16 protein-coding genes are annotated in these 18,347 nt (G+C 44.7%); 4 read left to right on the top strand and 12 right to left on the bottom strand.

All coding sequences use genetic code 11. The features are described from left to right. The first annotated feature begins 2 nt into the window (after nt 1-2). Nucleotides 3-1,283 (top strand): adenosylmethionine--8-amino-7-oxononanoate transaminase, encoded by a 1,281-nt coding sequence (bioA, locus tag R7Q41_RS04060; RefSeq protein WP_318144370.1) that lies wholly within the window; start codon nt 3-5, stop codon nt 1,281-1,283. Nucleotides 1,284-1,352: 69 nt separating this feature from the next. On the opposite strand, the gene R7Q41_RS04055 is transcribed toward bioA, so the two are convergent. From R7Q41_RS04055 to lrp, 8 genes are all read right to left on the bottom strand, one after another. After that, on the bottom strand, nt 1,353-1,619 hold the full coding sequence (locus R7Q41_RS04055; protein ID WP_206969742.1) for a DksA/TraR family C4-type zinc finger protein: 267 nt from the start codon (nt 1,617-1,619) through the stop codon (nt 1,353-1,355). 137 nt (nt 1,620-1,756) lie between these two features. Further along, a complete protein-coding gene (locus R7Q41_RS04050; RefSeq protein WP_054575142.1) occupies nt 1,757-2,185 on the bottom strand; it encodes a hypothetical protein in 429 nt (142 codons plus the stop codon). Beyond that, a complete protein-coding gene (locus R7Q41_RS04045) occupies nt 2,175-3,077 on the bottom strand; it encodes an N-acetylmuramidase family protein (RefSeq protein ID WP_318144369.1) in 903 nt (300 codons plus the stop codon). Before R7Q41_RS04045 ends, R7Q41_RS04050 begins: the two co-directional genes overlap by 11 nt. Before the next feature lie 203 nt (nt 3,078-3,280). Further along, entirely contained in the window at nt 3,281-4,588 is a 1,308-nt protein-coding gene (serS, locus tag R7Q41_RS04040; protein WP_005378225.1) for a serine--tRNA ligase, read from the bottom strand. 91 nt (nt 4,589-4,679) lie between these two features. Next, the gene (locus R7Q41_RS04035) at nt 4,680-6,035 is read right to left on the bottom strand and encodes a replication-associated recombination protein A (RefSeq protein ID WP_242531641.1); all 1,356 of its coding nucleotides are present in this window, start codon (nt 6,033-6,035) and stop codon (nt 4,680-4,682) included. Continuing rightward, nucleotides 6,036-6,662: an outer membrane lipoprotein chaperone LolA gene (lolA, locus tag R7Q41_RS04030; protein ID WP_005388103.1), complete on the bottom strand. Its 627-nt coding sequence runs from the start codon at nt 6,660-6,662 to the stop codon at nt 6,036-6,038. Nucleotides 6,663-6,723: 61 nt separating this feature from the next. Then, nucleotides 6,724-9,771 carry a DNA translocase FtsK 4TM domain-containing protein gene (locus R7Q41_RS04025; RefSeq protein WP_238765123.1) on the bottom strand — a complete coding sequence of 1,016 codons (3,048 nt, stop codon included), beginning with the start codon at nt 9,769-9,771 and terminating at the stop codon, nt 6,724-6,726. A 152-nt stretch (nt 9,772-9,923) separates the two neighbouring features. Beyond that, complete coding sequence (gene lrp / locus R7Q41_RS04020; protein ID WP_005378234.1) at nt 9,924-10,418, bottom strand: leucine-responsive transcriptional regulator Lrp; 495 nt, start codon at nt 10,416-10,418, stop codon at nt 9,924-9,926. A 156-nt stretch (nt 10,419-10,574) separates the two neighbouring features. Between lrp and ald the strand changes: the two genes are divergently transcribed. Beyond that, the gene (gene ald / locus R7Q41_RS04015; protein WP_005378241.1) at nt 10,575-11,699 is read left to right on the top strand and encodes an alanine dehydrogenase; all 1,125 of its coding nucleotides are present in this window, start codon (nt 10,575-10,577) and stop codon (nt 11,697-11,699) included. 93 nt (nt 11,700-11,792) lie between these two features. Here the strand turns inward: ald and R7Q41_RS04010 are convergent, their stop codons facing one another. Continuing rightward, nucleotides 11,793-12,989 carry a methyltransferase gene (locus tag R7Q41_RS04010; RefSeq protein WP_213891606.1) on the bottom strand — a complete coding sequence of 399 codons (1,197 nt, stop codon included), beginning with the start codon at nt 12,987-12,989 and terminating at the stop codon, nt 11,793-11,795. Between the two features lie 53 nt (nt 12,990-13,042). Continuing rightward, entirely contained in the window at nt 13,043-14,017 is a 975-nt protein-coding gene (gene cysB / locus R7Q41_RS04005; RefSeq protein ID WP_005388967.1) for an HTH-type transcriptional regulator CysB, read from the bottom strand. A gap of 313 nt (nt 14,018-14,330) precedes the next feature. Between cysB and R7Q41_RS04000 the strand changes: the two genes are divergently transcribed. Both R7Q41_RS04000 and miaE read left to right on the top strand, forming a co-directional pair. Then, a complete protein-coding gene (locus R7Q41_RS04000) occupies nt 14,331-15,095 on the top strand; it encodes a hypothetical protein (RefSeq protein WP_005378247.1) in 765 nt (254 codons plus the stop codon). A 97-nt stretch (nt 15,096-15,192) separates the two neighbouring features. Beyond that, nucleotides 15,193-15,963, top strand: coding sequence for a tRNA isopentenyl-2-thiomethyl-A-37 hydroxylase MiaE (gene miaE, locus R7Q41_RS03995; protein ID WP_047100806.1), 771 nt, complete (start codon nt 15,193-15,195; stop codon nt 15,961-15,963). A gap of 125 nt (nt 15,964-16,088) precedes the next feature. Here the strand turns inward: miaE and R7Q41_RS03990 are convergent, their stop codons facing one another. Continuing rightward, a complete protein-coding gene (locus R7Q41_RS03990; protein ID WP_047100808.1) occupies nt 16,089-17,717 on the bottom strand; it encodes a methyl-accepting chemotaxis protein in 1,629 nt (542 codons plus the stop codon). Between the two features lie 154 nt (nt 17,718-17,871). Further along, on the bottom strand, nt 17,872-18,138 hold the full coding sequence (locus tag R7Q41_RS03985) for a hypothetical protein (RefSeq protein ID WP_025766895.1): 267 nt from the start codon (nt 18,136-18,138) through the stop codon (nt 17,872-17,874). Nucleotides 18,139-18,347: the final 209 nt, after the last annotated feature.

The following is an 18,347-nucleotide window of genomic DNA, read 5'->3' as shown; positions in this document are numbered from 1 at the left end:
ACATGGATCTCGCCTTCGACCGCCAGCATATCTGGCATCCTTACACTTCTACATTGACACCTCTGACCTGCTACCCAGTGGCATCGGCAAATGGTGTGCACATTAAATTGGAAGATGGTACTGAGCTGGTCGATGGCATGTCTTCTTGGTGGTCGACGATCCACGGCTATAACCATCCGCACTTAAATCAAGCCGCTCACCAGCAAATCGATAAGGTCTCTCACGTGATGTTTGGCGGGATTACCCACCAGCCAGCAATCAGTTTGTGTAAGAAGTTGCTATCCCTAGCACCAAGTAATCTTGAACATTTATTCCTTGCCGATTCAGGCTCTGTTGCCGTAGAAGTCAGCTTAAAAATGGCACTTCAATATTGGCATGCAAAAGGCGAACGCCGACCGAAGTTTCTTACTTTGCGACACGGTTATCACGGCGATACGTTTGCGGCGATGTCGGTCACCGATCCTGACAACTCAATGCACTCTCTCTACAAAGGCTTTTTGCCTGAGCATATCTTTGCGGAGTCACCAACTTGTGGTTATTGGGATGAATGGAAGCCAGAAGACCTTACCGACTTCGAGCACAAGATTGAGACGCACCATCAAGAACTTGCTGCGGTGATCCTTGAGCCTATCGTTCAAGGCGCAGGTGGCATGCGTATCTACCATCCAGAATTTCTCAAAGGCGTGCGTAGACTTTGCGACAAATACGGTCTGTTATTGATTGCAGATGAGATCGCTACCGGTTTTGGACGCACAGGTAAATTGTTTGCCTGCGAACATGCGGATATTCAACCAGACATTCTGTGTGTCGGGAAAGCACTTACTGGCGGCTACATGACCCTCTCTGCGACCCTCGCGAGCAAACACGTAGCAGACACTGTTTGTGGTGGTGATGCTGGTTGTTTTATGCACGGTCCAACCTTTATGGGGAATCCACTCGCTTGTGCCGTAGCTACTGCAAGTTTGGAATTGATCGAGCAAGGTGATTGGAAGCAACAAACCCAACAAATTGAAACGCTGTTTTCTGAGTTACTACCAAAACTTGAAGAATACGACTTGGTGAAAAACACCCGTTGGTTGGGTGCTATTGGCGTAGTGGAGACGCTTCGCCCTGTGAATATGGAAACCATCCAAGCCTTGTTTGTTGAACACGGAGTGTGGATTCGTCCATTTGGCAAACTGATTTATATGATGCCGCCGTTCATCAGCAAGCCAGAAGATATTGAGAAGCTAGTTAACGCGATTGATGCAGCGTTGCAACGTAAAGACTGCTTCGCTTCATAGTTCCATTCAATACGAAAACGGTTTGAGTATGAGACTCAAACCGTCTCGTTATTTATTAGAGCAGTAAAGCTATCGAAGTTGACTGTCTTTACTCGCTCGTCGATTGAACAATGCTTGGCGTTGAGATACCAATTCGATTGTTGACTGACATTCGATACACAAACGAACGCCTTTCATTGCAAGACGACGCGCTTCTGGGATCTCATCACCACAATCATCGCAGTAATGGGTGCTCTCACCCTTTGTGATACTGCCACGAACACGGGAAATCTCGTCGTCTATTGTGTTTTGAATTTGTTGGCTGACGCTATCGTCGTTTGCCCACCCTACGGCCATAAGCCCTCCTCGTTACTTGAATGAGAAAATCTACTTACCGTGGTAAGGTGGATGATTATATCGATTACAAATAACAAGATAATTAAGGTAAATACGAAAACACTATTACGTTTTAGTAATAATTACTCTGTAATCGATTATTCGGCGCTCTCATGGAAAAGCAATGCAAGGTTACTCATACTCCCTTCCTCGCATTCAAAATACTGCGTTTGCTCAGGCTCTCTCAAAGTAACACTGAGTATCTTCTCAACCTCATCAAACTCCTCGCTAAAGTACTCACTAACCAATATGACGCGCTCACCAATACTAAATTCCAGTGACTTCTCATCTACCAACGCTCGATGATACTGGTCTAATTTAAAGTCCTTTATAACTAAAGATCTTTCAATACTGCTCCCCCCTAAGCTAAGCTCCGACAGTAGAACCTGACTGTTTATGTTTTCTATTGATATTTCTAGACGGTTAGGATGTGAAGCATCACACTTAAATAGCGCAGTATTAGTGTGGCTGAAAGCACAAGCAGATGAACTAAAAATAAGTCCAAGCAAAGAAATGTTACGCAGCATTTTTAATCGAAGCATATTTTTTGTAAGCCTTTTCTAATTTGACGTCGTATTGATTTTTCTGATACTCAGAACCATTGTAACCACGAGCAAAGGCAGCCCAATTTTTATCTCTTATATGCTCACCTAAGCCAGACTTTTGGATAAACGTAACAAAAGCCTCAAGTTGTTTCTTCTCCGACTCGAATACAGCTTTAACAAAGGATTCAGCGGTAACATGACCAGCTAACTTGAAATTAAAGCCCATAATTTGGAAACGTCCCCAAGATGCGGAGCGGATTGCTGCATTTGAATTCAGTTCAATCGCTTTATTTAGACGTACGTATTCTGAGATACCACCAACATAAAGACTTCGATTCCAATGCCGACTTGAAATACTTGGATGACTGTTATCGTAGGCTCTTGAAGTGAGTCTCGAAAATATATGAGCCTCAAACAAAATCTTTGGCTTACCATTGCTAAAGTAGGCTTCTCCTCGGCTCTCAACTTCCGCTACAGCTTTAATAGCAGCGACTTCGCATCCAAGAGTTTCAGCTACTTTGCGATAATCCAAGTCCGTCAACGCATCTCTTGAGCCAACCAAAGGTAACGTATATGCCACCGCGGTCTCAGGCGTTCGTTTTAAATACTCATTTAGCTTACGATGGCTTCTTCCATTCACATCTATCCTTCCATCTGGCCGAGCCATCCCAACAAGGTTTTTCTGAAAAGCTTTAATTGCGGCGACAGTCTTGGAGTTTTCCGGTCTAGAGCCTATTTTCCCATCCACTTTAAGCTCCTTTACTCCTTTTAAAGAACCAAGCAATTGGTTAATAGACCTTTGTACCGTACGAATATCAGCATCCACATTTTTACCACCTAAACCAACAGAGCCGCTTATTCTTATTGAAGCCATGAAAGTACCTCCTCTTAATATTTTGGAGGAGCTTGTCATGCTCAATGAAGCTTAGAAAAATATCATTAGGGACTGGTTTTTATAATTTAGGCTAACTATGCAATACCTCATCCTACATTTACATAACAACGTATTTTCACTCGACGCAGATAACAAAAAACCCAGCACTAAGGCTGGGTTTTGGTGTTCTAGTGGTTAATGAATTAACCGATGTGCGTTGCGCCCGCCATGTACTTCTGAAGTACTGTAGGGATTGCAATACGGCCGTCTGCTTCTTGGTTGTTTTCTAGGATAGCAACCATTGTACGACCTACAGCAAGACCAGAACCGTTTAGCGTGTGTACAAGCTCAGGTTTCTTCTCGCCTTTACGACGGAAACGCGCTTGCATACGACGAGCTTGGAAATCCCACATGTTAGAACATGAAGAGATCTCACGGTAAGTTTCTTGAGCAGGAACCCAAACTTCTAGGTCGTAAGTCTTACGAGCGCCAAAGCCCATGTCACCTGTACATAGAACCACTTTACGGTAAGGAAGCTCAAGAAGTTGTAGAACTTTCTCAGCGTGACCTGTTAGCTCTTCTAGTGCGTTCATTGAATCTTCTGGCTTAGTGATTTGTACTAGCTCAACTTTGTCGAACTGGTGCATACGAATCAGACCACGAGTATCACGACCGTAAGAACCTGCTTCTGAGCGGAAACATGGCGTGTGCGCTGTCATCTTAATTGGTAGATCCGCTTCGTCAGAAATCGTGTCACGAACTAGGTTCGTTACAGGTACTTCTGCAGTAGGGATTAGAGACAGTTTACGTGGCTCTTCGTCGTTTACTTTTTCCGCTAGAGGCTCTGTGTGGAAAAGGTCTTTACCGAACTTAGGAAGCTGACCAGTACCGAATAGGCTGTCAGAGTTTACTAGGTAAGGCACGTACATTTCTGTGTAGCCGTGCTCTTCAGTGTGAAGATCTAGCATAAACTGAGCGATTGCACGGTGTAGACGAGCGAATTGGCCTTTCATCACGATGAAACGTGCGCCAGTGATCTTAACTGCACTTGCGAAGTCTAGACCGTCGCCCATTTCGCCTAGGTCAACGTGATCTTTCAGTTCGAAGTCGTAAGACTTTGGCTCACCCCAACGAGAGATTTCAACGTTGTCGTTTTCATCTTTGCCATCTGGCACTTCATCTGCTGGGATGTTTGGTACAGAAAGCGTGAATTCGTCTAGTTGAGCCATTACTTGCTCAAGTTCAACTTTCTTCGCATCAAGATCGCTACCTAGCGTACCGATTTGTTTCTTGATCTCTTCTGCGCCTTCTTTGTCGCCAGCCGCCATTTTTTGGCCGATTTGCTTGGAGATGGAGTTACGCGTGGATTGTAAATTTTCTACTTCTACTTGAATGGACTTACGTTGTTCTTCAAGTTTACGAATAGTATCTACGTCTAGCTTAAAGCCACGACGCGCCAGTTTAGCAGCTGTTTCATCCAGCTCTGTACGAAGTAATTTAGAATCCAGCATTGTTAATCCTATGCTTTTTGTTGTGAAATCACGCGCACTTTCCAAGCGTACGCGTTAAAAAAATTTACTGAACAAATGTATCCAAAAACGCCTACTTTTCATAGCGCTTTTGTGGGCTATTTGCGTCTAAAGTAGCCAAGTAATCTAACTTTTCGCCGATTTTGGTCTCTAGACCACGATTTGTCGGCTGATAGTACCTACGATCTCCCATTTCAGGCGGCAAATATTGCTCACCGGCTGCGTAAGCACCAGGCTCATCGTGAGCATAACGATACTCAGCCCCATAACCCATGTCTTTCATCAAACTGGTTGGCGCATTTCGAAGGTGATGCGGCACTTCATATTCAGGTAAGTTATGAGCGTCCGTTAGCGCTTGTTTCCAAGCAACGTAAACGGCATTACTCTTTGGAGCGCACGCGAGATAAACAATAGCTTGAGCAATCGCACGTTCACCTTCTGCTGGACCAACGCGTGTAAAACAGTCCCACGCGGAGAGTGCCACTTGCATGGCTCTAGGGTCCGCATTGCCGACATCTTCCGATGCTATCGCAAGTAATCGACGGGCAATGTAAAGAGGATCACATCCCGCTGCAATCATACGTGCAGCCCAGTAAAGCGCAGCGTCCGGGTTTGAACCACGAATGGATTTGTGGACCGCAGAGATTAAGTCGTACCAGATATCACCTTTGTTATCGAAGCGAGAGACTTTCTCCCCTGCCACTTCAGCCAGCAACTTAAGCGTGATCTCTTTTTCACCTTGCGCATTGTCTTCTGCCATGTCGTAGAGCAGCTCAAGATAATTGAGAGACATGCGAGCATCACCGTTTACCAGTTCTGCTAGGCGGTCTAATACGTTATCAGCGAAGTGTGCAGGTGTATTGCCCAAGCCACGTTCTTTATCGCTGATCGCTTGGTTCAGCGCCAGTGAGATTTCATCTCTATCAAGAGACGTCAGCTTGTAGACACGTGCACGTGACAGCAATGCGTTGTTTAACTCAAACGATGGGTTTTCTGTCGTCGCACCAATAAAGGTAACCGTGCCATCTTCGATATGCGGTAAAAACGCGTCTTGTTGAGATTTGTTGAAGCGATGCACCTCATCCACAAATAAGATGGTGCGGCGGCCCGCCATTTTGTTCTCACGTGCTTTCTCGATTGCAGCACGGATTTCTTTCACACCAGACGTTACCGCAGACACACGCTCTACTTCAGCATTGGCATAGTTTGCAGCCACTTCCGCTAATGTCGTTTTGCCTGTGCCTGGTGGTCCCCAAAGGATCATCGAGTGAATGTGACCCGCCTCTAGCGCACGGCGCAGTGGCTTACCGGGACCTAAAATGTGCTGCTGTCCGATGTATTGTTCAATCGTTTCCGGTCTCATACGAGCAGCAAGGGGACGAAAATCTTCGTCCCCCGAGAAATCTAATGTGTAATTGCTCACTACCAATTAATTCCTTTGGTCATCCACTTCCACACCTTTTGGAATTGTGAATGTGAATCTGTCTGCTTTTGGTTTACCCAGCTTCACGTTGTTAAAGGTGAACAAACCTTTTTGACCGTCTTGTTCAACCACATTGAAACCTTTCACCACACCTTTAGCATCAATATTAATCTGGAATTGACCTTGTGTGGAGTCTACTGCGGTAGGAATGAGAGTGAACTGGTCACCTTTTTGAGATATTTTGTAGTTATTCCAATCACTTGCTCGGTTACGCGTTAGCAAAACAAATGGCGTTTGCTCTGTTGCTTGCTCTTGCCAGTAGATGCTCACTTGCTCGATGAATGGGCTGTAGTACCACAATGTCTTACCGTCAGAGACCAATAGGTTCTCATCAGGGAATGTTGTACTCCAACGGAACAGGCTTGGGCGGGCAATTTCAACCGTACCTTCTCCTTCCATAACCGTTTCGCCTTCAGGGCTGATAACCTGCTGAGAGAAATCTGCACTAAAGCCATCATTCATAGAAAGACGTTTGTTTAATTCATCTTTAGGAGATGCTGCGTGTGCAGTAGAGAAGAGGGAAAAGCTTAAAACAAGCGCGGAGAAAAGTTTCGCTGAAAATAGTTTTTTCATTCAGATACCTATTATTAGAACCACTCACCTCAGTTGGACTGAGGTGAGTAACACAAGTTCATTAATCTTTTGGTGGCGCAGGTGCCAGTACTTCACGGTTACCGTTATGACCCGGAGCACTTACGATGCCCTGCGCTTCAAGCTGCTCTACAATACGGGCGGCACGGTTGTAACCTATCTTAAATCGGCGCTGAACACCGGAAACCGAACCTCGACGTGATTGAACCACGTGCTCAACAACTTGATCGAAGAGCGGGTCTACATCTTCATCCGCTTCCATTTGCTCACCTGGCAATAGACTTTCTGGAGTTTGATCTCCACTGATGATCTCTTCAATGTAGTTCGGTTTACCACGCGCTTTCCAGTTGTTTACAACAGCATGAACATCATCATCTGATGCAAATGCACCGTGAACACGAGTTGTATGACTTGATCCCGGCGGTAGATACAACATATCACCCATACCAAGTAGTGATTCTGCGCCGCCTTGATCTAAGATTGTACGAGAGTCCGTTTTAGTCGATACCGTAAACGCAACACGAGTTGGGATGTTCGCTTTAATTAGACCGGTAATAACGTCAACCGATGGACGCTGAGTCGCAAGAATTAAGTGAATACCTGCCGCACGCGCTTTTTGCGCCAAGCGAGCAATCAGTTCTTCAACTTTCTTACCTACCACCATCATCAGGTCAGCAAATTCGTCAACAACAACAACGATGTAAGGCAGCTTTTCTAGCAATGGCGGTTCAGTATCCATGCTGTCGCCTTCCTGCCAGAACGGGTCATGGATTGGGTGGCCCGCTTCTGCTGCCATCTTCAATTTTTCGTTGAAGCCCTTCACATTACGTACACCTAATGCCGACATCAATTTGTAACGACGTTCCATCTCGCCCACACACCAACGCAGAGCATTTGATGCGTCTTTCATATCAGTCACAACTTCAGAAAGAAGATGAGGGATACCTTCATAAATAGAAAGCTCTAGCATTTTCGGGTCAATCATGATGAAGCGTACATCTTCTGGACCTGCTTTATACAGCATGCTCAAAATCATCACGTTCACACCCACCGACTTACCAGAACCTGTTGTACCTGCTACTAACACGTGAGGCATCTTCGCAAGATCTGCCACCACAGCTTCGCCCGCAATGTCTTGACCTAGCACAACCGTTGTTGGTGACGTTGCTTGCTCAAACTGAGGGCTACTGATGACATCAGATAAATAGACCGTCTGACGACTCATGTTTGGCAGTTCCAAACCGATGTAAGGCTTGCCAGGAATTACTTCCACAACACGTACCGCCATCGCAGACAATGCACGCGCTAAGTCAGTTGAAAGACCAGAAATACGACTTACTTTCACCCCTGGCGCCAAATCAAGCTCAAAACGAGTGATCACTGGACCAGGATAAATACCAACCACATCGGCTTTGATTTTGTAGTCAGCGAGTTTGCTCTCTACCAATCGAGCGACCTGCTCTAGCGCATCACGGTCGATAAAGTTTTCACGTTTTTCTGGATGATAAAGCAACTCGAGCGTTGGGAGTGGCTCTTCCGGAACTGGCAAGTTTTCTTCTTTCTGTACCAAAAATGGGTTCTGTGTTGCAGCGACTTTGGCTTGCGCATTGGAAACCATATCTTGGAATGCGGTAACATCTTGGTCGTTGTCTTGGACCTCTTCCACCTCCACTTTTTGAGGTGCAGGTTCAAATGTTGTTGAAGGTGTTGCAACTTGCTGATGAGGCGTTGTTGGCTGTGCTTGCTGTGCAGGCTGAGATTCCACTTCGTCTTCATCATCTAACACATCAAAGTCAGAGATCGTAGGCTCAATATGTTGGCTCGATTCTGTTTGCGCCGTGATGCTATCTAATACAGCAGAATCAATTGCAGGCTCTTCATGTACAGGATGCTCAATACTTGGCGGCTGTACTTGCTCTGCTTCAAATTGTTCGTACTCCGCATAATCTGGTTCAACACTGATCGGTTCTTCTGTAGCTGTATGTGACTCTACATAGGAAGAGTAAGTGTCTGCAAATGATGGTGCTGCCTGTTCTTCAGTTCCCCAGTCATCTGCTTGTTGCGCCGCTGCTTCAAGCTCTTCTATCGTAACATTCAGTTGCTTGGTGCGTTCCAAGAGCGGATCAACGTTATCAGTGTTAACCGTATGGATAGGTTGTATTTGAGGCTCAGGTTCAGAATAAACTGGCGCAGCATTAACCGTAGCCTTGCGTTGTGGTGGCGTCGGTTCTACCATCGCCTGTTCCGCAGGCTTATCAGGTTTCGCTTGCGGCATATAAATAGGATACTCATGCGCTGGCGCCGGCTCTTTCGGTTCATCGACATCGTACGCCGTTAAATGAGGAAGCGGCTCATCATCAATTTCATGGTCTACATTGTGTTTAGGTGTAGAGACTTTGTCTTCTACAAACTCATCAAGCTGAGGTTCTAAAACTTCCTGCTCTGAACCTCTTGCCTTATTTGCAAGCGCGGCAATTAATGCTAACGCACGATCACCAAGCCATTCCACGATGTTAAGCCATGAGATGCCAGTGAAGAGCGTAAAGCCCGCTCCCCACAAGAACAGCAATACCAATGTGGTACCGAGTACATTCAATGTAGGTAAAGCGAGACTAGACAACACATCCCCGACCACACCTCCGGATGAAAAATACCAAATGTCATCAAAATTAATATCGGCAAGACCGCAACTGGTCATAATAAGGACGACCAGACCGAGCAGCCTTGTACCCCATAGCATGAAATCAATGGGCTCATCTTCTCCTCGTTTACGGCAAATCACCCATGCAGCCGCCGCTAGCAAGAAAGGGATTGGGTAAGCGAGAGAGCCAAATGTGAAGAATAGAGTATCGGCTAGCCAAGCGCCGAAAAGGCCACCAGCATTATCGATATCCCCTCCCCATGCGGTTTGGGACCAAGAAGGATCGGCCGGACTGAAGGTAAATAGTGCAACCGCAAGCAATACCGAGCTAAGAACGCCAACGATAAAGCAGCACTCTTTTAAGCGTTGGAAGCCATTTAAGCGTGAAGACTGGGGCTCTTCACTGGTTTTGATAATGGTTTCGACTTTCTTTGCGTTCTCTTTGAACATAAATCAACTTGAATATGGAAATGAAATAGGAAATTGCAAAACATTCCGAGCGGCATCAAGCCGCTCGGTAAATTGATTTAACCATATCAAGGAGAAAAACCCAATTACTCTCTGGCGAAAGCGGAAGCATATACCGCTTTCTTTGCAAGAAATTAACGAGTTTTGATCACAAGCTGGTTAGATTGTTTCACTTCTTCCATAACAACGTATGTGCGAGTGTCATTTACGCCAGGTAGACGTAGTAACGTATCGCCCAATAGTCGGCGGTAAGCACCCATATCTGATACACGGGTTTTAAGAAGATAGTCAAAGTCACCTGAAACAAGATGACACTCTTGTATGTCGTCTAGCTTTTGAACAGCTGAGTTAAACTGCTCAAACACATCCGGCGCACCACGGTTTAGCGTAATCTCAACGAATACTAATAGTGATGCATCCAGGAACTGCGGATTCAATAATGCAGTATACCCTGTGATATAACCCTGACGCTCTAAGCGACGCACACGCTCCAAACATGGCGTTGGAGAAAGTCCCACACGTTTTGAAAGCTCAACGTTTGAAATACGACCGTCTTTCTGCAGCTCATTAAGAATGTTGCGGTCGATACGGTCTAGTTCCTTGGACGGCTTTTTATAGTTGTCTGCCATTTTTTATTCCACCTTATTACTTCCTTGCAAAAAAATATACTACAACTTTTTAATATTTGGTGCCAAATTTTACAAATCTATAACTATACTAGTTATTAATTCGACAATAACACCCTACTAACAGTTAATACAACCATTATAGAAAGAGGATACAGGATGATCATTGGCGTACCTAAGGAAATCAAGAATCACGAATATCGTGTTGGTATGATCCCAGCTAGCGTGAGAGAACTCATCTCACATGGTCACCAAGTTTTAGTTGAGACCAATGCAGGTGCCGGCATTGGTTTTTCAGACGATGATTACATCGCTGTCGGCGCATCCATTCTCCCTCATGCTGCTGACGTATTTGCGCAAGCAGACATGATTGTAAAAGTAAAAGAACCCCAAGCAGTAGAGAGAGCAATGCTCCGCGAAGGGCAAATTTTATTTACTTATTTACACCTAGCACCAGATTTTCCACAAACTGATGAGCTAATCAAGAGCAAAGCTGTCTGTATAGCCTATGAGACTGTAACAGATAATATGGGTCGTTTGCCACTGTTAGCACCAATGTCAGAAGTGGCAGGTCGGATGTCTATCCAAGCTGGCGCGCAAACGTTGGAAAAATCGCACGGCGGTCGTGGTCTGCTCCTAGGCGGCGTACCTGGTGTTGAACCTGCAAAAGTCGTTATCGTTGGTGGTGGCGTTGTTGGTGCAAACGCTGCTCGTATGGCGGTTGGCCTTCGCGCTGACGTCACCATTCTAGACCGTAACGTAGACACACTTCGTAAGCTTGACGAAGAATTCCAAGGTCGCGCAAAAGTGGTTTATTCTACTGAAGACGCTATCGAGAAGCATGTTCTAGAAGCGGACCTTGTTATCGGTGCCGTTCTAATTCCTGGCGCAGCAGCACCTAAACTGGTCACTAAAGAGCACATTGCTAAGATGAAGCCTGGTGCAGCAGTGGTTGACGTGGCAATTGACCAAGGCGGTTGTTTCGAAACGTCACACGCGACAACTCACGCAGATCCAACTTACATCGTTGATGAAGTGGTTCACTACTGTGTAGCAAATATGCCTGGCGCAGTTGCTCGCACTTCAACATTTGCACTCAACAACGCTACACTTCCATACATCGTGAAGTTAGCAAATAAAGGCTACCGCGAAGCACTTCTAGAAGACAAAGGCTTCCTTGAAGGTCTAAACGTTATTCACGGAAAAGTAACATGTAAAGAAGTAGCAGAAAGCTTTGACTTGGAATACGTTGAACCAACTCAAGCTATTGCTATGTTCAATTAATGACAAAATAACACATAACTTGTCACGTTTTGTTTACAAAAGCCCACACTGAAGTGGGCTTTTTCATATAGAGCGTTTGGCTATAAAGAATAACTAAATCTTATATGCACAAATTAAAATATTTCTAGGCGTGACCGATTTAGGGCAAAACTCTGACAATCTAACACGGTAACCACGTTCTTCAAGATAAAGCACTTTGTCTAATGCGAGCCAAATCTCCAACGGACGTTGAAAAACAAGTTGCACTAAGCTCATTCTCTCCATTTGCCAGAAGCGTTGTTCGCTTAACTTTTCAAAATGAGAGAAATCGATTTCTTGAGGAAGAACAATGCCTTTTTGCTCCGCTGCCCAGCGACAGAACGATTCAAAACCATCACTTAATTGCGACTTACGGATACTCGGCACAGGCTGATACTCTGCCATTCCCAAAGCTTGTCGCGTGATCAAATCAAACCCAAGACGAAACATCATTTCCTGCTGACGATGACGACGCACGCGCTCTCCTCCCGTCACCGTTTGTTGTAATGGGATACGCAGTTCTTGCTTAGACAATGAGAGAGAAGAAGCCCTGCCCAATTCCGACATCGGCTGGTATTGTTCCGACTGAATCAAGTGGTAACAACAAGGTGATATGGTCATCGCAGCAATCCCATTTTCACTGCCGTACTGCATTAGACGAACGTGAAGGTCACCGCACGCATGCAGTGCTACTGCGTGTTGCGTTGGCTTAAACACGGCTTTCGCTTTGCTATCAAACGCGTCGCCTTGAATAAACGTCATCTTCCAATGATGTTCATTGGCTGCTTGTTGTCCCGAATCGCACAGTGCTTGTTGGTATTCAAAGCTGGTTACAGGCTGATCGGTTTGCGTGGTCAGGATTCGCCCCAAGTAACCTTTACCTGAGCACCATTCTAGCCATTCTTCGCCACAGTGTTGTTGAATTGCAGCTTCACCCATCGAGCTAATTTGCTCCAACTTACGTCCCGGAATACCGTTATCTAAACCACGAGCGAGTTCCAAGCCGTTTAACGACAAAAGCTCTAAATGAGTCAGTTCTGCGAGTTGTTCAAGCTCAGGCAAAAACGGACTAAGTGCTTTTAACGCGAGTTCTGGTGCTGCTTTGTATTCTTCGATTTGAGAGGGAGTAAGAGACGCTAGCCATTGGCACAGTCGAGGATGTTGCTCCTGCCAAGGTAATGATGTGTGAATGCTGCTTTTAAAAGGCTCGAATCGCCACAAAGATTGGTTCTCGATTAAGCAGTCATTAATAAACTGAAATTGCGTTTTCATAGCTCCCCCTACAACGAGCGCATTGTAGAGGGAATCGAAACATCAATGAAGTGTTATCTCACTGGAAGCTCGATGTCTTTAAACATCTCTTCGATTTCTGCATTAGACTTCAACGAAATCGCCTGCTCAACCACTGGACGCGTTAAGTGCGGTGCAAAACGTTCCATAAAATCGAACATGTAAGAGCGTAAGAATGTACCACGGCGGAAGCCGATGCTCGTGGTGCTCGCGCCAAACAAATGGCTCGCATCTATTGCAACCAAGTCACCGTCCTGCTCTTCATCCACAGCCATGCTTGCAATCACACCCACACCAATACCCATACGAACGTAAGTTTTAATGACGTCTGCATCAGTTGCAGTGAACACCACTCGCGGGGTTAAACCTTCGCGGTTGAATGCTGTATCCAGCTCTGAACGGCCAGTAAAACCGAACACGTAAGTGACTAATGGGTAAGCGGCAAGATCACTGATCGTTACTTTGTCTTTCTTCGCTAGTGGGTGGTCTTTAGGCACAACTATTGAACGATTCCAGTGATAACAAGGCAACATGATGGCATCTTGATATAAGTGAAGCGCTTCTGTCGCAATCGCAAAATTCGCTGTGCCTTTAGCTATCGCCTCAGACATTTGTGACGGTGTACCTTGGTGCATGTGTAACGACACTTTTGGATAACGAGAAGTAAAACCTTTGATGACATCTGGCAGTGCATAACGAGCCTGCGTATGTGTCGTAGTGATATTCAGCGTCCCCATTTCTGGATGGGTGTGCTCTCCAGCCACCGCTTTGATACTTTCTACACGAGCGAGAATTTCTTGAGAGATACGTACAATTTCTTCTCCAGCTGGCGTCACTTGCGTTAAGTGCTTACCGCTACGTTCAAAAATCTGAATGCCTAACTCGTCTTCCAGCAACCGAACCTGTTTACTGATACCTGGCTGAGAGGTATATAAGCTTTCCGCCGTTGCAGATACATTCAGATTATGGTTTACAACCTCAACAATATACTTCAGCTGCTGCAGTTTCATCGTAATCCCTTACTTATTCATGAGAGAGTTTATTGGCCACTCAAGCGAGCGATATAATAATTAGTTATAACGCGTTCAAATCGAAATGAACAGCAATTTCTAACTTATACCTCAATCACATACTAATAATCTTCAAGCAAGAAACAATATGCACAAAGTTGAGCCAATAAATGACCGAAGTTCTATGATGTGACTTCTATCAGTAACTAAAACGTGGGAGAGACAAAATAATCAAACAAATAAGGTGCCGAGTAAGATAAGATTCATGTATTCTTTAACGCTAGCCGCAGAAAAGTAAAGCAGACGCAAAGATATGAATATTGGTTTAATAATCGCTTTGGTAGCCATCCTACTGGTGTTAATCCTAGGCTATAACATTATGTTGCAATATAAGGTTAAAGTTGAAACCGCAAAAAGGCAGGAATCAGCACGATATGTAGCCTTGATAGATGGTACTGAAGAGTTGATTGGTCATGCGCACCATATCCCTTTTAGTAAAGAGCTGTTGCTGTGTCTAAACAATCGTATTCTTGACGCGCTAGAGAGCATGCATGAGCTGGATCCGAAGAACAAGCAACTTGCTCAACGTATCGAAAATATGAAGCAGCAGATTACGCAGCTAAAAGAGAATGGTCCTACTGGCGAGAGTACCACTTTCAAGATGCCGAGTAGTGATAAACAAGCTATCGTCATGCTTAAGCTGGTCAAACGACTTCGCGACACTATCCGTAACGAGCACAACAAAGGCCGATTGGATACCCAGACTTACGTCACTGAAAATGCGCGCTTGGAAACGATGCAAATTCGCATCAACATTGAAAATGTCATCAAAAGAGCAAACGACTCTATCGCTCGTGGCCAACCAGGCACCGCGCTTCAACTGCTGCGTAAAGGTATCGATGCTTTGAGCACTAAGAGCGATCCTTATTCTATTCAAGCGAAACAAAAGCTTGAAGAGATGTTGGGTGACTTAGATAAAAAGCGCCAAGATAAAAGCGATGCTGAAATGCAGCAGATTGCTGACAAAGAGCGTGACAATGACATGGAAGCACTCTTCGGCGAGAAGAAAAAGTGGTAACATTCACTTCAGGTCAAGAAAGGCTGCAATTGCAGCCTTTTTTCTATCCGCAAGACAACGGATATGCCCAATAAAAATGTGAAGTACTAAAACTAAAATGATGAATCTAGACGCCTATCAAGATCTTCTTGCTCCCATTAACCAATTTCTGCAATGCAGTACACCTGATGAATGGGTAGAGGAAGCAAAGAAACCAGAGAACCTTCAAACCATTTTGTTAGACCACCTACTGTGCGAACTAAAAGCTGGCCAATCTGCCATGTTTTTAATTCGTAAGTATGCCGTTGATCAATCCAGTTCACATGCTCTACTTGACTGGTTTAAGCCCTACGAAGATTTTGCTTACCGTAACGTAGGCTCATTGGAAACTTTAAAAGGCAAGAGCAATATTTCTAAGGCAATCATGGCTAAGTCCGACTCACCATATAGCCAAGATTTGATCGATAAGATGGTGCTTTTGATAAAAGAGGAGTTACACCACTTTTATCAAGTTTTAGAGATCATGGAAAGTCGTGGAATTGAGTACAAAAATATTCCAGCAAGTCGTTATGCTAAAGGACTGATTTCGCATATGAAGACTCATGAGCCGGAAACGCTGATCGATAAACTCATCATTGGTGCGTACATCGAAGCTCGATCTTGTGAGCGTTTTGCCAAACTAGCACCACATATGGATGACGATATCGCAAAGTTCTACATTTCTTTATTACGTTCAGAAGCACGCCATTACCAGGATTATCTTGTATTAGCGGAGCAAATCGCAGGCAAAGATATCAGCGAGCGCATCGCCTACTTTGGACGTATAGAGGCAGATTTAATTTCTACGCCAGATACAGATTTTAAGTTTCACAGTGGTATCCCAGCCTAGCGAGCATATTCTCCCAAGGTTGAGCATACTCTGAACTTATATAGACAGAGAATAAATAAGCCGGACATTTCGTCCGGCTTATTTATTGTAGCAATGAGGTTAGGAATAAAGCTGAAACACAACAACTAGAGCTGGAATGAACCCATTCGAGTTTTCAAGTTGTGCGCTAGGCTACTAATCTGCTGACAAGCCACAGCCGTTTGTGAAGCTCCCTCAGCCATCTCTGTTGAAGCACTATTAATATGCTCCACACTGCGATTCAGCTCTTCGGATACAGAATTCTGCTCACTGCACGCCGTTGCGATTTGTGTGCTCATTTGCGCTATGTTATCGACAGAATGTTCAATTTCTTTTATCTGGCTATCAGCGTCATTAACTTGCTCAACACACTGAGAAATACCCTCCTGACAATCACGGCTTGAATGCCCTATTTTACTGCTGCTCTCTTGTAGCTGATTAACAATTTCCACAATTTGTGAAGTGGAGTCTTGAGTGCGTTGCGCCAGAGAACGAACCTCATCTGCCACAACAGCAAACCCACGTCCTTGTTCACCAGCCCGAGCGGCTTCAATTGCGGCGTTCAGTGCTAACAAGTTTGTTTGCTCGGCAATCCCGCGGATCACATCGACGACCACATTGATATTGTTTGAGCTCGATTCAAGCTCACGTGCCAGTTCATCTGATTCTTGGATCGTATGTGATACACGCTCAATTACTGCGATAGTTTGTTGTAACGTCGCCGTTCCTTGCTTTGCCACTTCCGCAGCCGAATAAGCAGAGGTTGCGCCAACTTCGGTATTTTGTGCCACTTCACTTACAGCAGCTTGCATCTCTGTCATCGCAGAAGCCACCGAGCTAAGTTCAATTTGTTGATTTTGCATACCAGAGGCGGTCTGAGAAGAAATAGCACTCACTTCCTCTACTGCTGCCGTTAGCTGAATCGTTGAGTCATTAATCTCAGAAACCAGCGAATGTAAGTTTGTTTGCATACCGACAAGCTCTTTAAGCAACGTTCCTAACTCGTCTTTGCTCAATTCACTTTCGTCGATTTGATTATTCAATTGACCCTTGGCGATTTTAGAAGCGAATTCCAATGCTCGATCAACAGGCCCGCAAATGACTCGAGAAAGCAGCATGGCAGACATTACCATGACCAATGCGACGACAAGCGCACCAACAGCAGCGCTGTATTGTGTAAATGCCGCTTCACTTTGTACTTCTTCACCAATCAAATTCACCAACTCATCGTTCAACGCGAGGGTATCATCCAAGCTGCTCAACGCTTTTGAGTAGGTATCGAAACTCGATAAAATCACATCATTTGCACTTTCAGCATCACCTTGGCTTAGCAGTGCGTTGTAAGTCTTCGTTTCTTTGATGTATTGATTCCAAGTTTCTTTAAAAACGCTAAAAGACTGCGTTTCACGCTTATTAAGGTCGAGCTTTTCGTATTCTGCAATACCAGCCTGCACATCAGAACGCCATTGGTCGAGGCCTTTTAACCACTCACCAATTTTGGGGTGATTTGCGTTTGGCAATAAAGAGAACTCATCTTTACGCACTTTAGTAATATCAACTTGGATACCTTTCAAAATCGCAACAGAAGGTAAACTTTTATCTGTTAACACTGAGATGTCTTTATTCAGTGTTAACAAACCTTGCACCAACATTACTGACACTAAACCAAACACGGCAAAAACGGTTAAATAACTAACCGATATTTTCTTTACGACACTTAAGTCTTTAATACGCATGCACTTTCTCCCCGCAGCCTTTCCAAACCTCTCACTTAAGTGAAAGCTTAACCTCTAAAACACACTGTTTTTTCGCTCGATATCATTGAACGCTCTTATATACATCGGCTTGAGAGATCAAATCTTGACCAGTAATTGATAGTTTTATCACATGCTATTTTAGAGATAGGCTCGTATGCTCCTTATTGTGTCTACATCTTTTCATGAGCGCTTCTCGGCGCAGATCCAAGATCTCATCGATGAGCTTTTCTTTCGCGTTTATCCCAAAATGCTGGGCATAATTTTTTACTTTTGCTATCTCATTAGGCTGCAAGCGGTACACCTCTTTCTTTAAACGCGCTTCTGCTTCACTTCTAATCAGACCTTGCTCTTGTAACAATTTAATGATGGTTTCATCGGTTGGATTTACTGCTCTAGCCATGGTGCTCCATCTATCAATTTGAGTTCTAGCCATATGGCTAGATGAATGACGCCGCACAACTTATAGAGCAAAGATGACAGCTTGATTGCAGTGAATGCAATTCGTTGACTGTTGGTATTATTTTCCACCGCTTCAACGGCAACACACTCAATACCTCCACCCTCACCATTGAATAAAGATCACATTCTGATAACAATTTTCAACACTGG

It is taken from the genome of Vibrio sp. 2096, from assembly GCF_033339595.1.
Taxonomy (GTDB): domain Bacteria; phylum Pseudomonadota; class Gammaproteobacteria; order Enterobacterales; family Vibrionaceae; genus Vibrio; species Vibrio alginolyticus.
Note: the sequence above shows the minus strand (reverse complement) of the source record. Positions and strands in the feature narration are given on the sequence as shown.

Bases quoted from the DNA above. Each gene is read 5' to 3' on its own strand.
- bioA (WP_318144370.1), top strand. From the start codon at position 3: ATGGATCTCGCCTTCGACCGCCAGCATATCTGGCATCCTTACACTTCT.
- R7Q41_RS04055 (WP_206969742.1), bottom strand. From the start codon at position 1,619: ATGGCCGTAGGGTGGGCAAACGACGATAGCGTCAGCCAACAAATTCAA.
- R7Q41_RS04050 (WP_054575142.1), bottom strand. From the start codon at position 2,185: ATGCTGCGTAACATTTCTTTGCTTGGACTTATTTTTAGTTCATCTGCT.
- R7Q41_RS04045 (WP_318144369.1), bottom strand. From the start codon at position 3,077: ATGGCTTCAATAAGAATAAGCGGCTCTGTTGGTTTAGGTGGTAAAAAT.
- serS (WP_005378225.1), bottom strand. From the start codon at position 4,588: ATGCTGGATTCTAAATTACTTCGTACAGAGCTGGATGAAACAGCTGCT.
- lolA (WP_005388103.1), bottom strand. From the start codon at position 6,662: ATGAAAAAACTATTTTCAGCGAAACTTTTCTCCGCGCTTGTTTTAAGC.
- R7Q41_RS04025 (WP_238765123.1), bottom strand. From the start codon at position 9,771: ATGTTCAAAGAGAACGCAAAGAAAGTCGAAACCATTATCAAAACCAGT.
- lrp (WP_005378234.1), bottom strand. From the start codon at position 10,418: ATGGCAGACAACTATAAAAAGCCGTCCAAGGAACTAGACCGTATCGAC.
- ald (WP_005378241.1), top strand. From the start codon at position 10,575: ATGATCATTGGCGTACCTAAGGAAATCAAGAATCACGAATATCGTGTT.
- R7Q41_RS04010 (WP_213891606.1), bottom strand. From the start codon at position 12,989: ATGAAAACGCAATTTCAGTTTATTAATGACTGCTTAATCGAGAACCAA.
- cysB (WP_005388967.1), bottom strand. From the start codon at position 14,017: ATGAAACTGCAGCAGCTGAAGTATATTGTTGAGGTTGTAAACCATAAT.
- R7Q41_RS04000 (WP_005378247.1), top strand. From the start codon at position 14,331: ATGAATATTGGTTTAATAATCGCTTTGGTAGCCATCCTACTGGTGTTA.
- miaE (WP_047100806.1), top strand. From the start codon at position 15,193: ATGATGAATCTAGACGCCTATCAAGATCTTCTTGCTCCCATTAACCAA.
- R7Q41_RS03990 (WP_047100808.1), bottom strand. From the start codon at position 17,717: ATGCGTATTAAAGACTTAAGTGTCGTAAAGAAAATATCGGTTAGTTAT.
- R7Q41_RS03985 (WP_025766895.1), bottom strand. From the start codon at position 18,138: ATGGCTAGAGCAGTAAATCCAACCGATGAAACCATCATTAAATTGTTA.